Consider the following 16,124-nt stretch of genomic DNA (forward strand, 5'->3'; position numbering starts at 1 on the left):
GGAGGACGGGCGCGGGGCGGGTCTCAGCCGGTCCCGCGCTCCCGCAGCGGGACGAGCATCGCCTCCCGGACCCGCCGCCAGTCCACGCCCCCCAGCCCTGCCACGCCGAGGTCCTCGGCGACCGCCCCGACGCTGTGCAGGTCGTGGTCGTCGACCAGCTCCCGGCCGCCGTCGCCGTCCCTGTGGTCGCGCACCAGGCCGGTCACGTACCGGCGCAGGGCCTCCTCACCGGTGATCGCCGCCGAGCGCGCGGACTCGTGCCAGCGGGCGTCGTGGGGGATCCACGCCGAGATGACCTCGGTGGGACTGGGGCGCTCGTGCATTCTCATGCAGGGGAAGCTAGCAGGGGGGAGACCGGGTCCGCGTACTCCCCGGAGTGCGAAACCGCAGGTCGGGAGCGTTTGGGTCGGGCCGAATCCCGGGGCGCCCCGGCGCGCGCGGGGGCTCGGAGGGACGCGCGCCCTTCGGCGGGGTGTGCCGTACTCGCCCCTCCCGTGCGCGGGGGACGGGGACACGCGGTGGATGTACTCCGCCTTGCCGGCGTCCCTCCCGCGCGGGGGCTCGGGCCTGCCGGGGCCGCCGACGTTCGACCGGCCGTCCGCCCTCCTGCGGGGGCTCGGGCGGGCGGGCCCGCGACACGCCGGGGAGCACCGCCGCGGGGGTGGTGCCGGTGGCCGGAGCGGGCCGGTCGGTACCGTGCCGTCATGCTGATTCGTCGTGCCCTGCCCGGAGACGGCGCGGGGATCGCCCGCCTGATCGTGCGCGCGGCCCCGCATTTCGAGGTGAAGGGGTACCCCGACGGCGAGTGGCCCGAGGGGATGGTGGTCCTGGTCGCCGTCGACGGGGACACCGTGGTCGGCTGGATCGAGGGGATCCTCGACGGGGCCTACACGGGTCCCGGCGCCCCGGTGCCACCGCCCCACGGGTACGTCCTGGCCCTGGTGGTCGACGCGGAGTGGAGGCGCCGGGGGGTCGGCACGGGGCTGCTGGACGCGTTCGTGGCCGTGGCGGGACGGTCGGGCACACGCTGGGTGTTCCTGAAACCCGAGGAGGGCGAGCACGTGGAGGAGCGCGTCGCCTTCTTCGAGCAGGCCGGATTCGCGCCCGTGCCCGACCCCGACGGGACGTGGCCGCCCATGGGCCGGCGGACCCGCGGCGCCGGGTAGCCCGGGCCGGTGGCGGTCCTCGCCCGGGACGCGTGCCCGCTCCCGGCCACCGCCTCGCGCGGGCCGGGGGCGTCGGGAGCCGCCGGGACCGGTGCCCCGCCGCCGGCGCGGTTGGCGCGGGGCCGCCCCGAAATCTACGATCGGGTCCATGACGGACGCGGTGAGGGCCATCGAACGCGCAACGGGCGCCGTCCGGCGGGAGACCGTCGGACTCGGCCTCTCGGGTGCGAGGGTCCTGCGCCTGATCGACGCCCGGGGACGACCGGTCGCGTTCGTCAAGCTGGTCGACGACGCACGGGGCCGCCTCGCCCGCGACCTCGCGGCGGAGACCGCACGCCTGGAGTGGCTGGCCCGGCTGGGAGTGCCGGTCCCCGAGGTCCTGGGCGCCGGCGCCGACGACGGCGGGTCCTGGCTCGCGACGCGGGCGCTTCCCGGCCGTCCGGCCTCCGACCCCTGGCCCGAGGGGGAACGGGACTCCGTCGTGGACCGGATCGCCCGCGCCGCCCGGGAGCTCCACGCGACGGCCGCGGGCGACGCCCCCTTCGACCGGTCCCTGTCGTCGGTGCTCCCTGAGGTCCGCGAGCGCGTCGCGTCCGGACTGGTCGACAGGTCGTGGGAGATCGCCGGCAGGGAGGGCCCTCCGGCCGCGGCCGTGCTGCCGGAGCTGGAGAGCGCGGCCGAGGCCCTCGGCGACGGTGGGCCCGCGGTCTCCCACGGCGACTTCTGCCTGCCCAACGTGCTCGTCGCGGGGTCCGGCGGGCCCGGGTTCGTGGACGTCGGCCGAGCGGGCACGGCGGACCCGCACTCCGACGTCGCGGACATGGCGCGGAGCCTGCGCAGCCGCATGAACCCCCAGTTCGGCCCCGCCTCGGCCGAGAGGTTCCTGGACGCGTACGGCCGCGACCGGATCGACCCCGAGCGGCTCCGGCTGCACGACCTCCTGGAGAGCTTCTTCTGGCCCGTGCCCGAGGCGCGCGGTCCCGGAGGCTGAGCCGCGTCCGGCCGGGGCGGCCGCGTCCCTCGACCGGGGGCCGGGGGAGCCCGGACCGCCCCCGGCCGGCCCCTCCGACCCGGGGGCCGGGCGGACCGGGTCAGAAGGGGTGGAGGCGGGCCGCCGCGCCCGCGCGGACGACCTCGGAGACCCGGTCCAGCGCGGGCGACCTCAGGTTCCACCGCTGCCAGTACAGCCGCACGTCCACCGGGTGCCCCGGGGCCAGTTCCACGAGCCGCCCGGCCCCGATCTCCGCGACGCACTGCGGCTCGGGCACCACACCCCACCCGAACCCCAGCAGCACCGTCCGGGCGAAGTCCTCCGACGCCGGGATGTAGTGCCGCGGGCCCGACGGCTCCCGCCCCGTCGTCTCCCGCAGGAACCGGTCCTGGAGGTCGTCCCTGCGGTCGAAGTTGACCACCGGCGCCCGGGGCAGCAGTTCCGGGTCCGCGCGCCCTCCCAGGTGGCGCGCGTCGAACTCCGGGCTGCACACCGCCCGGTAGCGCATCGCGCCGAGTCCCGCCACCGCGCACCCCTGGACCGCCTCCGGGGTCGAGGTGACCGCCGCCATCACCGTCCCCGACCGCAGCAGCGACGTGGTGTGCTCCTCGTCCTCCCGGTGGATCTCGAACACCGTGCCCAGTTCCGGGGGCGCCTCCGCCAGCGCGTCCAGGAACCAGGTGGACAGGCTGTCGGCGTTCACCGCCAGCGGCACCGACACCGGCTCCGCCCCGCCGCCCGGACCGTCCCCGCCGCCCAGGCGCAGCTCGGCGGCGGTGTCCGCGTCCAGGAGCAGGACCTGGCGCGCGTAGCGCAGGACCACGTCCCCGGCGGGGGTGGTCCGCACCGGGTTCGTCCGCTGCACCAGGACCTTCCCCGTGCTCTGCTCCATCGCCCGCACCCGCTGGGACACCGCCGAGGCGGTCACGTGCAGCCGCCGCGCGGCCGCCTCGAAGGTGCCCTCGTCGACCAGGGTCGTGAGGGTGCGCAGGTGGTCGAACTGGAACGGCATCTTAAGCCTCTCTTCATGGTCCTGAGAAACTTTAGCTTTACTGCACGCCCGCCTCGCCCTAGCGTTCTGACGGTGAACGAGACACTCCTCCCCGCCCTGCTCGGATTCGGCACCGGGCTCGCGCTCATCGTGGCCATCGGCGCGCAGAACGCCTACGTCCTGCGCGTCGGCATCGACGGCCGCCCGGGCACGGTCCTCCCCGTGGTGCTGGTCTGCGCCCTGTCCGACGCACTGCTCATCACCGCCGGGGTCCTCGGCGTCGGCGCGGTCCTCGGGGCCGCCCCCGGCCTCGTCACCGCCGTCCGGTTCCTCGGCGCGGGGTTCCTCGTCGCCTACGGGCTGATCGCGGTGCGCCGCGCCCTGCGTCCGGGGGCGCTCGTGGTCGGCGGCGCGGCCGGGGACGGCCGCAGGGCCGCCGTGGCGACGGCGCTGGTGCTCACCTGGCTCAACCCGCACGTGTACCTGGACACGGTCGTCCTCCTCGGCTCGCTCGCCAACCAGCAGGCCGGCGACGCCCGCTGGTGGTGGGCGGCCGGCGCGGTCGCGGGAAGCCTCACGTGGTTCTTCGCCCTGGGGTTCGGCGCACGGCTGCTGCGCCCCCTCTTCGCGCGGCCCGGGGCCTGGCGGGTCCTGGACGCGCTCATCGCCGCCCTCATGCTGACCCTCGGCGTCCGGATGGCCCTCGGCGCCTGAGCCGCCGCCCGCCCGCACCGCCCCTGCGGCCCGGACCACGGGGTCCGGGCCGCAGGCGTCGTCTCGGCACCCCCGTTCATAAAACGTTTCAAGACCGCATGTACGCACGTCATGCCCTCTGCGTTGGAGGGATATTGACACACGGGAAGAGCTGGAGGTAGTTTCGGCGAAACCTGAGTGAAACGATTCAATGACGCCGGTCCGACCGGCAGGTCCCCCGAACGGAGCCCACCGTGGCAGCACCCTCCGACCGCCGCGCCGACGCCCTGGCCGTCCTGCGGCGCCAGCACATCGAACTCCCCTCCTGGGCCTTCGGCAACTCCGGCACCCGGTTCAAGGTGTTCGCGCAGCCGGGGGTCCCGCGCGACCCCTGGGAGAAGATCGCCGACGCCGCCCAGGTGCACCGGCTCACCGGCGCCGCCCCCACGGTCGCCCTCCACATCCCCTGGGACCGGGTCGACGACTACGCCGCGCTCGCCGCCCACGCACGCGACCTGGGCGTGGGCATCGGAACCGTCAACGCCAACGTCTTCCAGGACGACGACTACCGGCTCGGCAGCGTCACCAACCCCGACCCCGCCGTCCGCCGCAAGGCGGTCGACCACCTGCTGGAGTGCGTGGACGTCATGGACGCCACCGGCTCCCGCGACCTCAAGCTGTGGTTCGCCGACGGCACCAACTACCCCGGACAGGACGACCTGCGCGCGCGCCAGGACCGCCTCGCCGAGGCGCTGGCGGAGGTCTACGGCCGGATCGGCGACGACCAGCGCCTCCTCCTGGAGTACAAGCTCTTCGAGCCCGCCTTCTACGCCACCGACGTCCCCGACTGGGGCACCGCCTACGCCCACTGCCTCGAACTCGGCGAGAAGGCCGTGGTCTGCGTCGACACCGGCCACCACGCGGCGCACACCAACATCGAGTTCATCGTGGCGTTCCTGCTCAGGGCCGGCAGGCTCGGCGCCTTCGACTTCAACTCGCGCTTCTACGCCGACGACGACCTCATGGTCGGCGCCGCCGACCCCTTCCAGCTGTTCCGCATCATGTACGAGGTCGTGCGGGGCGGCGGGACGGCCGAGGACACCGGCGTCGCGTTCATGCTCGACCAGTGCCACAACATCGAGCCCAAGATCGCCGGGCAGATCCGCTCGGTGATGAACGTGCAGGAGGCCACCGCCAAGGCCCTGCTCGTGGACGCCGACGCGCTCGCCGCCGCCCAGCGCGAGGGCGACGTCCTCGCCGCCAACGCCGCCCTCATGGACGCCTACAACACCGACGTCCGGCCGATGCTCGCCCAGATGCGCGAGGACCGGGGGCTCGACGCCGACCCCATGGCCGCGCACGCCCGCTCCGGCTACATGGAGCGCGTCACCGACGAGCGCAGGGGCGGGACCCAGGCCGGGTGGGGCGCGTGAGCGAGCCGGACGCACCCACCGACCACAGCACCCCTCAGGGAGACAGCACCGTGCCCGACTCCGTCGTCGACCAGCTCATCGCCCGCAGCAACGCCCTGGGCGCCGACCCGCGCAACACCAACTTCGCCGGGGGCAACACCTCCGCCGCCGGCACCCGGACCGACCCCGTCACCGGACGGCCCGTCGAACTCCTGTGGGTCAAGGGCTCCGGGGGCGACCTCGGCACCCTCACCGAGGACGGCCTCGCCGTCCTGCGCCTGGACCGCCTGCGCTCCCTCGTCGACGTCTACCCGGGCGAGGAGCGAGAGGACGAGATGGTCGCCGCCTTCGACCACTGCCTGTTCGGCAGGGGCGGCGCGGCCCCCTCCATCGACACCGCCATGCACGGCCTCGTCCGCGCCGCCCACGTCGACCACCTGCACCCCGACTCCGGCATCGCCCTGGCCACCGCCGAGGACGGCGAGCGGCTCACCCGCGAGTGCTTCGGCGACCGCGTCGTCTGGGTGCCCTGGCGGCGGCCCGGCTTCCAGCTGGGCCTGGACATCGCCCGGATCGCCGAGGAGAACCCCGGAGCCATCGGCGCGGTCCTGGGCGGCCACGGCATCACCTCCTGGGCCGACACCAGCGAGCAGTGCCAGGCCAACTCCCTGGAGATCATCCGCACCGCCGAGGCGTTCCTCGCCGAACGCGGGCGCCCCCGTCCCTTCGGGCCGCCCCTGCCCGGCTACGGCGCGCTGCCCGCCGCCGAGCGCCGCGAGCGGGCCGCCGCCCTGGCCCCCGTCCTGCGCGGCCTGGCCTCCACCGACCACCCCCAGGTCGGGCGCTTCACCGACGCCGACGTGGTCCTGGACTTCCTCGCCGGAGCGGAGCACCCGCGCCTGGCCGCCCTCGGCACCTCCTGCCCCGACCACTTCCTGCGCACCAAGGTCCGCCCGATGGTCCTCGACCTGCCGGCCGACGCCCCCCTCGACGACGCCTTCGCCCGCCTGAAGGAGCTCCACGCGGCCTACCGGGACGAGTACCGCGCCTACTACGAGCGCCACGCGGGCCCCGACAGCCCCGCCATGCGCGGCGCCGACCCCGCGATCGTGCTGGTCCCCGGCGTGGGCATGTTCTCCTTCGGCAAGGACGCCAAGACCGCGCGCGTCGCCGGCGAGTTCTACGTCAACGCCGTCAACGTGATGCGCGGCGCCGAGTCCGTCTCCTCCTACCGCCCCATCGAGGAGTCGGAGAAGTTCCGCATCGAGTACTGGGCCCTGGAGGAGGCCAAGCTCGCCCGGCTGCCCCGGCCCAAGCCCCTGGCCTCCCGCGTCGCCCTCGTCACCGGCGCGGCCGGCGGCATCGGCGGGGCCGTCGCCGCCAGGCTCGCGGCCGAGGGCGCGTGCGTGGTCGTCGCCGACCTCGACGCCGACCGGGCCGCGGAGGCCGCCGCCGAACTCGGCGGGGCCGACGTCGCGGTCGGCGTGGCCTGCGACGTCAGCGACGCCGACGCGGTCGCGCGGGCCTTCGAGGAGGCCGCCCTGGCCTTCGGCGGCGTCGACCTGGTCGTCAACAACGCCGGGCTGTCCGTCTCCAAGCCCCTCCTGGAGACCACCGAACGCGACTGGGACCTCCAGCACGACGTCATGGCCAAGGGCTCGTTCCTGGTCTCCCGCGAGGCCGCCCGGGTGATGACCGCCCAGGGCATGGGCGGCGACATCGTCTACATCGCCTCCAAGAACGCCGTGTTCGCCGGCCCCAACAACGTCGCCTACTCCGCGGCCAAGGCCGACCAGGCCCACCAGGTGCGGCTGCTCGCCGCCGAACTCGGCGGCCGGGGCATCCGTGTCAACGGGGTCAACCCCGACGGTGTCGTGCGCGGCTCCGGGATCTTCGCCGGGGGCTGGGGCGCCCAGCGGGCCAAGGTCTACGGGGTCGAGGAGAAGGACCTGGGGGCGTTCTACGCCCAGCGCACCATCCTGGGCCGCGAGGTGCTGCCCGAGCACGTCGCCAACGCCGTGTTCGCCCTGACCGCCGGGGAGCTCTCGCACACCACCGGCCTGCACATCCCGGTCGACAGCGGCGTGGCCGCCGCGTTCCTGCGATGAGCGCCGCCCGCACCCCCGGGACGGGCCCGGCCGTCCACGCCGCCGTCGACCTCGGCGCCTCCAGCGGCCGGGTCATCACCGGCCGCCTGGAGGGCGGCCGGCTCCACACGGAGGAGGTCGCCCGCTTCCCCAACGGGCCCGTCCCGGTGCCCGCGCGGGGGCGCGACACCCTGTACTGGGACATCCTGTCCCTGTACAGCGGCGTCCTGGAGGGGTTGCGCCGCGCCGCCGAGCCCCACGGCGGCCTGGCCTCGGTGGGCATCGACTCCTGGGCGGTCGACTACGGGCTGCTCGACGGCGACGCCGCGCTCCTCGGCAACCCGGTGCACTACCGCGACGCGCGGACGGCGGGCGCCCCGGAGCGGGTGTTCGAGCACCTGCCCGCCGCCGAGATGTACGCCGTCAACGGCCTCCAGGTCCAGCCGTTCAACACGGTCTTCCAGCTGGCGGCCGCGTCCGAGGGCGGCCGGCTCGCCGCCCTGGACGGCGACCTGCTGCTCATCCCCGACCTCCTGGGGTTCTGGCTGACGGGGGAACGGGTGGCGGAGCTGACCAACGCCTCCACCACGGGCCTGGTCGACGTGGACGCGCGCGCCTGGGCCGACGCGTGCCTGGACGTCCTGGAGGGGCCCTTCGGGGTTCCGGCGCGCCGACTGCTGCCGGGCCTGGTCGAGCCGGGCACCGTCGTCGGCCCCCTGCTCCGGCGGGACGCGGTGGGCGCGGCGGCCGGGGCGCCCCTGGTGGCGGTGGGCTCCCACGACACCGCGTCCGCGGTCGTGGCGGTGCCGGCGGCCACGCCGAACTTCGCCTACGTCTCCTCGGGGACGTGGTCGCTGGTCGGTGTGGAGCTGGACGCGCCCGTCCGCACCGAGGAGAGCCGGGCCGCCAACTTCACCAACGAGCTCGGCGTGGACGGCACCGTCCGCTACCTGCGCAACGTCATGGGCCTGTGGGTGCTCCAGGAGTGCCTGCGCGTGTGGGGCGGGGAGGTCGACCTGGCCGCACTGCTGGAGCGCGCCGCCGCGGTGCCCGCGCTGTCCTGCGTGGTGGACGTGGACGACCCCCGGTTCCTGCCGCCGGGCGACATGCCGGCGCGCATCCGCGAGTTCGCGGCGCAGACCGGGCAGGAGCCCCCCGCGGACGAGGCCGCGACGACGCGGTGCGTCCTCGACTCCCTCGCGCTGGCCTACCGGCGGGCCGTCCGCCAGGCCTCCGAGCTGAGCGGGAGGCGCGTGGACGTGGTGCACGTCGTGGGCGGGGGGGCCAACAACGCCCTGCTGTGCCGGCTCACCGCCGACGCCGTCGGCCTGCCGGTCGTCGCGGGCCCCGCCGAGGGAGCGGCCGTCGGCAACCTGCTCGTGCAGGCCCGGGCGGTCGGGGAGGTCCGCGGCGGCCTGGCGGATCTGCGCCGGATCGTCGCGGACTCCACCGTGACGCGCCGCTACGAGCCGAGCGGCCCCGCCGCGCCGTGGCAGGCCGCCGAGCGCCTCCTGCGGGGGTAGGGCGCCGCGCCCGGAACCGTCCGCCGCCCCTCCACCCGGCCGCCCCGGGTCCCGATCCCTCGCGAACGGGGCCCGGGGCGGCCCGCACACGGGGGCGGCGCGGCCGGCCCCCTGCGCGGCACCGTGTCCGCCGCTCCCTCGCGGGCGGGGCGCGCGCGTCCGGCCCCTCCGGTGGAGAGGCCCTGCCGCCGGACGGTGAACACCGGTACGCACGCATCCGTCAAGTACTATGTGTAATAGTGATGTAACTCATGGTTATAATCTTGGGCAAGGATGAGCGGTTCAGCACCGAACCCCGTCCCTGGTGCGAGTGAGCCGCCCTGCCCTCGGCACGACGGATCTCCCTGCCCCGGCGAAACGGCCCGCTCCCAAGGCCCTTCGACCTCCTGTCGGCCCCGGTGGCCCAGCGCGCGCCAGCCACCAGGCAGCCGACCACAGGAAAGGGCCGTTGTGCTCCAGATTCCCATCGACGAGTTGCGGATCGCGCCCGGGTACGCCGTGGAATGGACGATCGCCTTCCCGACGCACGGGGGCGCCACGGGCCCCGGACGGCCGCGCCGCCGCGCCTCCTACATCCAGGACAAGCACTTCGCCGTCGCCCGGCACATGGAGCAGGAGGGCATCACCTGCCCGTCCTATCTCGGCGGGTCGTTCGAGATCCGGGGCCGGCTCGACCGCGCCGCGCTCGAGGCCGCGCTGCTGCACCTCGTACGCCGCCACGAGGTGCTGCGCTGGGTGTTCCAGGGGGCGGCCGAGGGCCTGGACGTCAGCGTCCTGGACCCGGAGGAGGTCAAGCTCGACGCCGTCGACGCGGGCCCCGTGGCCACGTCCGCCCAGGCCCGGGACTACGTGCACCGGTTCCTGCAGGGGACCGACACCCTCCGCGGGCCCTGGTTCGTCATGGGGGCGATGATCGGGGAGGAGGCCACGACCCTGTACTTCGCCTGCGACCACCTGGTGTCGGACGGCGTGTCCACGGCCGTCGTCGTGGACGACGTCGCCACCGCCTACGAGGCGTTCTCGGCGGGCCGCCCGGTCGACCTGCCCGAGACCGGCGGCTACGGCGAATTCGCCGCCCTGGAGCGCCGCCGCGGCCGGGCCCTCGGCCCCGACGACAGCCGGCTGGACCACTGGAAGGGGTTCGTGGAGCGCAACGGCGCCGTGTTCCCGAGGTTCCCGCTCGACCTGGGGGTCGAGCCGGGCGTGCTCCACCCCGTCGTCAACGAGGCGCGCACGCTGCTGGACGGGCGCGGGGCCGACGCGCTGGAGGCCCGCTGCCGGGCCGCGGGCAGCGAGCCCACCGCCGGGATCCTGGCCGCCGTGGCGGTCAGCCAGGCGAAGGAGGGGGGACCGGAGATCTACCGCGGGCTCCTCCCCGTCAGCCGCCGCAACCGCGTCGCCCACGCCCGCAGCATGGGCTGGTACGTCAACACGCTCCCGGTCGAGTTCTCCGTGGCGGGCGGAGGGGACTTCGGGGAGGTCGTCTCCCGGGTGCGGGCGGCCCTCCTGGCGATGCTGAGGAACGTCAACGTCCCCTTCGACCGGGCCGTGGAGGTGATGACGGAGCAGGGGGCCGAACCGAGGAGCTGGCCCTACCCCGTCAACTTCTTCTCCTACCTCGACTTCAGGAGGACCCCGGGAGGGGCGAGCCACGTCGCGCGCAAGGCGTGCGGGCACGTGTGGGGGTCGCACAGCGACGGCATCTTCTTCTGGTTCTACCGCAACCACTCGGGCCTGCACGTCAACACGGCCTTCCCCGACACGCCCCGGGCGCGGACCACCACGGGCGGGTACCTGCGGACCCTGGAGCGGACGCTGGAGACGGCCGTGCGCGACGGCGCCCTCTGACCCGGGGCCCCGCGCGGCCCGTCCGGGCGCGGACGGCCCGGGGCCGGAGGGGCGGTCGGCCGCGGTGCCCCGGGAGGGACGGGCGACCGCCCCTCCCGGAGCACCGGCACGCCGGGAGGGAACGGCGCGGGCGGGAGGGGCCGACCCCTCAGAAGCGCCGGTCGGGGGAGCCCGTCACGCTCCGCCACTCACCCAGGAGCGCCCGCGTCCGGTCCGTGTCCTCGTGGTCGGGACCGAGCACACGGGCCTGGTCCGAGAGCAGCGTGAGCAGCTGGCCGACCGCCCCGTGCGGATCCCCGGCCCAACCGCTCCAGTGGGCGACGTAGGCGCGGCACCGCAGGGTCTCGGCGTGCTCGGGCCCCAGCACGCGCAGCATGTCGTCCAGGAGCGAGCGCAACGCCGCGAGGGCGCCCGCGCGGTCCCCGCCGGAGGCCTCCCACTGGACGACCCTGAACCGCAGGGCCAGCGTCTCGGGGTGGTCCCCGCCCAGCACGCGGGCATGGTCGCGCAGCAGGGGGACGGCCACCCGCAGGGCGCGGTCGTGCCCGTGCACCCGGTCGACCAGGAGGGCGGCGTGCCGCCGGGTCCGCAGCGTCTCGAGGTGGTCGGGCCCCAGCACGCGCTCCGTCTCCACCAGCAGCGCCTCGTACGCGTGCTGCGCGTCCTCCACGTCGCCCCGCGCCCCCGTCCAGTGCGCGATCTCCCGCCGGGTGGACAGCGTGCCGTGGTGGTGCGGCCCCAGGACGCGCAGCTGTTCCAGCAGCAGGGAGCGGTAGGCGCTCAGGGCGGAGGCGGGACCCCCCGCCTGGGCCGAGGCCCGGGCCCTGTCCTCCAGCACGGTGAGCGCGTCCGACCGGGTGCCGGGGGCGGCGGTGTCGGGGGGCGGCAGCGGTGCGGGGGAGCCGGTGGGAGGCGCGGTCCCCGGCGCCGGGACCCCGGCCTCCGGGGAAGACCCCTCCGGCCCGGGGCCGGCCAGGTGCGGCGGAGGCCACGCCCCGCTGAGGTCGTCGTCCCCGAACAGCGAGAGGATCTCGACCGGCGCAGGCCGGGCCGCGGGGTCGTGCCGCCAGCAGGCGGCGACCAGGTCCCGCAGCGGGCCGGGCACCCCCTCGGGCTCGGGGGCCGGGCCGATGAGCCGCCGGATGACGGCGGGCACCGACGGCGCGGCGAACGGGTTCGTGCCGGTGGCGGCGTAGGCGAGCACCGTCCCCATGGAGAACACGTCCGAGGAGGGGCCCACCACCGCGCCCTCGGTCTGCTCGGGGGACATGTAGGAGGGGGTGCCCACCGGCATGCCGGTCATGGTCACCCGCGCGGCGTCGGGGGCCCGGGCGATACCGAAGTCGATGATCCGCGGGCCGTCGGAGGCGAGGATGATGTTGTCGGGCTTGAGGTCGCGGTGGATGAGCCCGCAGGCGTGGATGGCCTCCAGACCCTCGGTGAGACCCGCGGCCAGGGCGCGCAGGGCCTGCTCGGGCAGAGGGCCGTGCTCGCGCACCGCCCGGCCCAGGGAGGGGCCGGGGATGAACGCGCTCGCGATCCAGGGCGACTCCGCCTCGGGGTCGGCGTCCACCACCGGAGCGGTGTGGAACCCGCCCACGCGGCGGGCGGCCTCGACCTCGCGGGCGAACCGGGCCCGGAAGTCCGGTTCGTCGGCGTACTCGGTGAGGACGACCTTGACGACGATCCGCCTGCTGGCGGGGGTGAGGGCGAGGTACACGCGGCCCATACCGCCCGCGCCCAGGCGGTGCGTGAGCCGGTAGCGGCCGACGCGCCGGGGATCGGTCGGGTGGAGTGGTTGCACTTTCCGTCGGCTTTCCGGACGTGGGGACAGGAAGGGGGCGCGAAGGATTATCCCAGTCCGCGCGGGCGGCCGCTCCCCTCCTCCCTCCCGGGGCGCGCGCGGACCCGTCGCGGCCCCGGCGGATCAGCCCCGCAGGCCGTCGGGCAGCGAGCCCAGCCCCGAGGCGAACTCCCAGCGCTCGGCCTCGGAGAGGACGGCGTAGACGGGCTCGTCCCGCCGGTTCGTGTCCGCCTCGATCCGCTCCCACAGGGGTCCGCCGGTCAACTCCCGGACCTCCTCGACGGACAGGCCCTCCGCCGCCCACGCGGCACGGTGCGCGTCCCCCCGGTGGTGGCGCAGCGCGCTGAGGCGTGAGGTCAGGACGAGTGCGGCGCCCGCCCCCTCGGGCTCGTACGGCGGGGACATCGCGCCGAACGCCGGACCCCCGGTGGCCGCCCCGGCCTCCAGCAGGCGCCCGGTCAGCTCGCACAGCCGCTCCACGGACACGCGGTTCGGGGGGACGCCGACCGACCACAGCTCCTCGGCCGCTGCGCCGACGACCTCCTGCACGGCCAGCGCGACCTCCCGGCCCAGCGGGGTGAGCGCGCGGGTCCCGTCGGCGTCCGTGTCCGCGATCTCCGGGGCGATGGGCTTGCGGGCGTACACGGACGCGGCCGCGAACGCCGCGGCGCCCATCGGACGGGCCAGCAGCCCGGCGTACAGGCTCGTCTCGAAACCCGGGTCCCGCCCCCACCGGTCGTAGAGGGGGAGCAGCCGGGGGAGTGCGAGGGCGCGCACGCCCATGTGGACCCGGTCGATGACCGGTCGGACCAGACCCGCGTAGCTCATCGGTGCCCTTCGACGCTGGTGCGGACGTGACGCGCGCCATGCTGCCACACGGGCGGACGGGCCCGCAGGGGAACGGCCGTTCGGCGGGCTGCCCGCGGATTCCCGTCCGACGGCCGACCGGCCCTCCCGCCCGGGGGCTCACACGCGGACGGCGTCCAGTCCGCCCGTGCGCGGGAGGTCCGGAGCCCGCCCAGCCCCGGGCGGTGCGGTGTTCGGGCCCGGCACGACGAAGGGGCGCCCCCGCCGGGAGGTGTTCCCGGTGGAGGCGCCCCCGCGGCGCGCGGACGCGCCGGACGCCAGGGGCGGGCTCAGCCCGTGCCGTCCTCCTTCTTCGCGGCTCGGACGACCCGGGCGGCCTGTCCCCGCGCCACCACACGCGTCCCCGGGGCGTTCCCGGCGGCCGGGATCCGTCCGTTCGCCGCGGCCGGTCCGGCCTCGGCCTCCCCGTCACCGGTCGTGTCCTCGGCCGCGCCGTCCGACGGGGCCTCCTCGGCGCCGGGCAGGTCGAGGGTGTCGCGGAGGCGCACCTTGGGCAGGAAGAGGCCCACCACGAGGCCCACCGCGGCGATGCCCGTGGCGACGAGGAAGATGTCGCCGGTCGAGGAACCGTACGCCGACTCCACGATCTCCCGGACGAACGGCGGCATGGCGGCCAGGTTCAGCGTCCCGCTGCCCGCCGCCGCGGAGGCGTCGACACCGGCCCCCGCCAGCCCCTCGGAGATGTTCGTGCCGACCCGGTTGGCCAGGATCGCGCCCAGCACCGAGACGCCCATGGTGCCGCCCAGGGAGCGGAAGAAGGTGATGGCCCCGCTGGCCGCGCCGAGCTCGCTCAGCGGGACGGAGTTCTGCACCACGAGGACCAGGTTCTGCATGGACATGCCCACGCCGGTCCCCACGAGGAGCATCCCGGCGGAGACGATGAGCAGCGAGGTGGTCTCGTCGATGGTGGACAGCAGGAGGAAGCCCAGGGTCAGGGAGACCAGGCCGGTGACCACGTACGGCTTCACCCGGCCGGAGTTGGACACCATGCGGCCGGAGACGGTCGAGGAGACCAGGACCCCCAGCATGAGCGGGGTGGTCAGCAGGCCCGCCTCGGTGGGCGAGTAGCCGCGTGCGAGCTGGAAGTACTGACCCAGGAAGACGGCGCCGCCGAACATGGCCATGCCGACCGCGATGCTGGCCAGGATGGCGATGGCGGTCTCCCGGCGCACCACCAGGTGCAGCGGGATCACGGGCTGCGAGACCCGCGACTCCACCCACACGGCCAGGCCGAGCAGGACGGCGCTGCCGGCGACCATGGCGCCGGACTGCCAGGAGATCCAGGCGAAGTCGTTGCCGACGAAGGTGACCCACAGCAGCAGCGTGCTGACGCCCGAGGCGATCAGCAGGGCTCCGGCGTAGTCGACCTTGGCGTCGGCGCGGCGGACGTCGGCCAGCTTCAGGGTGCGGCCCAGCACGAGGGAGGCGATGACCATGAACGGCACGCCGATGAAGAAGCACCAGCGCCATCCGAGCCAGGAGATGTCGGTGATGGCCCCGCCGATCAGCGGTCCGCCGACGGTGGCCACGGCCATGATGCCGCCGATGTAGCCGTTGAGGCGACCGCGCTCCTTCGGGCTGACCAGCGAGGCGATGATCACCTGCACCAGCACCTGGGAGGCACCCATGCCGAGGCCCTGCACGGCGCGGAACGCGATCAGCTGGCCGGTGGTCTGCGCGAACCCGGCCAGCAGCGACGACACGACGAACAGGACGATCGACAGCTGGAGCAGCTTCTTCTTGTCGAACAGGTCGGCGAGCTTGCCCCAGACGGGCGTGGAGGCCGTCGACGCCAGCAGGGTGGCGGTCACCACCCAGGTGTACTGCGCCTGGGTCCCGTTGAGGGAGCCGACGATCTGCGGGAGGGCCACGGACACGATGGTGCCGCTGAGCATCGTCACGCCGAGCACTATGAGCAGGCCGCTCAGGGAGCGCATGATCGGTGGTTGCCCGGTGTCGGTAAGGGAACGCGTAGTGCTCAAAGAACGACCTCTGCGAGAACGGAGGCGGCCTCGACGGGCCGCGAAGACTGCTCAGGGGGCAAAACTGCATGATGGGCATTTTTGCACTCCATGTAGAATAACACCGTGGACAGGACACCGGGGCTGCGGGAACGTAAAAAGGCCGAGACGAGACGAGCGGTACACACCGCTGCAGTGCGCCTCACAGTCGAGCGCGGGTTCGACCAGGTCACCGTCGAGGCCATCGCCGAGGCCGCCAACATCTCCCGCCGCACGTTCTCCAACTACTTCGCGTGCAAGGAGGAGGCGCTGCTGCACGGGGAGCGGCTCTACATCGACGCCTTCGTGCGCCACCTGCGCGAACGGCCGCGGGAGGAGGCGGCCTGGCCCGCGCTGCGCGCCGCCGTGCGCGCCCTCTACCTGTCCTGGGGCAAGCCGATGGACCGCGAGTGGGCCGCGCGCACCCGCCTGGCCCGCGACCACCCCTCGCTCCTGGCCCGGCAGCTCGCCAACCAGGCGCAGCTCGCCCAGGACCTGGAGGCCGCCCTCGACGGGAGGGCGGGGCCCCCGGGTGTGCGCCACGGAGTGCTCGTCGCGGTGTTCCTCGCCGGGCTGCGCACGGCGGTCGTCACGTGGAGCGAAGAGGGGGAGCGCGCCCTGCTGGCGGTCGTCGACGAGGTCCTGGACGAGGTCGAGGCCCCGTTCGGCGGCTGAGGGCGGGGCGGCCGCGAACCCGCCCGAGGGCCGCGCCGAGCTCCGGCGGTCCCGCGCACGGCCGGGA

General features: G+C 75.0%; 13 protein-coding genes. 8 read left to right on the forward strand and 5 right to left on the reverse strand.

Annotated elements, in window-relative coordinates; genetic code table 11:
* Positions 1–23 precede the first annotated feature (23 nt).
* Positions 24–329: a hypothetical protein gene (locus OUQ99_RS13740; RefSeq protein WP_267949839.1), complete on the reverse strand. Its 306-nt coding sequence runs from the start codon at positions 327–329 to the stop codon at positions 24–26.
* 375 nt (positions 330–704) lie between these two features.
* Here OUQ99_RS13740 and OUQ99_RS13745 point away from each other — a divergent pair, with 375 nt between their 5' ends.
* A complete protein-coding gene (locus OUQ99_RS13745) occupies positions 705–1,166 on the forward strand; it encodes a GNAT family N-acetyltransferase (RefSeq protein ID WP_267949840.1) in 462 nt (153 codons plus the stop codon).
* Between the two features lie 148 nt (positions 1,167–1,314).
* The gene (locus OUQ99_RS13750) at positions 1,315–2,157 is read left to right on the forward strand and encodes an aminoglycoside 3'-phosphotransferase (RefSeq protein ID WP_267949841.1); all 843 of its coding nucleotides are present in this window, start codon (positions 1,315–1,317) and stop codon (positions 2,155–2,157) included.
* A 100-nt stretch (positions 2,158–2,257) separates the two neighbouring features.
* On the opposite strand, the gene OUQ99_RS13755 is transcribed toward OUQ99_RS13750, so the two are convergent.
* Complete coding sequence (locus OUQ99_RS13755; protein WP_267949842.1) at positions 2,258–3,169, reverse strand: LysR family transcriptional regulator ArgP; 912 nt, start codon at positions 3,167–3,169, stop codon at positions 2,258–2,260.
* 72 nt (positions 3,170–3,241) lie between these two features.
* On the opposite strand from OUQ99_RS13755, the gene OUQ99_RS13760 reads away from it, so the two are divergent.
* The 5 genes from OUQ99_RS13760 (at position 3,242) to OUQ99_RS13780 (ending at position 10,711) form a co-directional block, all read left to right on the forward strand.
* Positions 3,242–3,862 (forward strand): LysE/ArgO family amino acid transporter, encoded by a 621-nt coding sequence (locus tag OUQ99_RS13760; RefSeq protein ID WP_267949843.1) that lies wholly within the window; start codon positions 3,242–3,244, stop codon positions 3,860–3,862.
* Positions 3,863–4,095: 233 nt separating this feature from the next.
* Complete coding sequence (gene rhaI / locus OUQ99_RS13765; RefSeq protein WP_267949844.1) at positions 4,096–5,274, forward strand: L-rhamnose isomerase; 1,179 nt, start codon at positions 4,096–4,098, stop codon at positions 5,272–5,274.
* The gene (locus OUQ99_RS13770) at positions 5,262–7,361 is read left to right on the forward strand and encodes a bifunctional aldolase/short-chain dehydrogenase (RefSeq protein ID WP_267949845.1); all 2,100 of its coding nucleotides are present in this window, start codon (positions 5,262–5,264) and stop codon (positions 7,359–7,361) included. Before rhaI ends, OUQ99_RS13770 begins: the two co-directional genes overlap by 13 nt.
* Positions 7,358–8,863 carry a rhamnulokinase gene (locus OUQ99_RS13775; protein WP_267949846.1) on the forward strand — a complete coding sequence of 502 codons (1,506 nt, stop codon included), beginning with the start codon at positions 7,358–7,360 and terminating at the stop codon, positions 8,861–8,863. The genes OUQ99_RS13770 and OUQ99_RS13775 overlap by 4 nt, the downstream gene beginning before the upstream one ends.
* Positions 8,864–9,313: 450 nt before the next feature.
* Positions 9,314–10,711 (forward strand): condensation domain-containing protein, encoded by a 1,398-nt coding sequence (locus OUQ99_RS13780; RefSeq protein ID WP_267949847.1) that lies wholly within the window; start codon positions 9,314–9,316, stop codon positions 10,709–10,711.
* Positions 10,712–10,859: 148 nt separating this feature from the next.
* Here the strand turns inward: OUQ99_RS13780 and OUQ99_RS13785 are convergent, their stop codons facing one another.
* The 3 genes from OUQ99_RS13785 to OUQ99_RS13795 all read right to left on the reverse strand — a co-directional run bounded on the left by OUQ99_RS13785 (position 10,860) and on the right by OUQ99_RS13795 (position 15,319).
* Positions 10,860–12,515 (reverse strand): protein kinase domain-containing protein, encoded by a 1,656-nt coding sequence (locus OUQ99_RS13785; RefSeq protein ID WP_267949848.1) that lies wholly within the window; start codon positions 12,513–12,515, stop codon positions 10,860–10,862.
* 123 nt (positions 12,516–12,638) lie between these two features.
* Complete coding sequence (locus tag OUQ99_RS13790; protein ID WP_267949849.1) at positions 12,639–13,343, reverse strand: hypothetical protein; 705 nt, start codon at positions 13,341–13,343, stop codon at positions 12,639–12,641.
* A 308-nt stretch (positions 13,344–13,651) separates the two neighbouring features.
* The gene (locus OUQ99_RS13795) at positions 13,652–15,319 is read right to left on the reverse strand and encodes an MDR family MFS transporter (protein ID WP_267949850.1); all 1,668 of its coding nucleotides are present in this window, start codon (positions 15,317–15,319) and stop codon (positions 13,652–13,654) included.
* Between the two features lie 219 nt (positions 15,320–15,538).
* Between OUQ99_RS13795 and OUQ99_RS13800 the strand changes: the two genes are divergently transcribed.
* Positions 15,539–16,057, forward strand: a complete 519-nt coding sequence (locus OUQ99_RS13800; RefSeq protein ID WP_267949851.1) for a TetR family transcriptional regulator — start codon at positions 15,539–15,541, stop codon at positions 16,055–16,057.
* Positions 16,058–16,124 lie beyond the last annotated feature (67 nt).

It is taken from the genome of Streptomonospora nanhaiensis (assembly GCF_026642255.1).
Taxonomy (GTDB): domain Bacteria; phylum Actinomycetota; class Actinomycetes; order Streptosporangiales; family Streptosporangiaceae; genus Nocardiopsis; species Nocardiopsis tropica.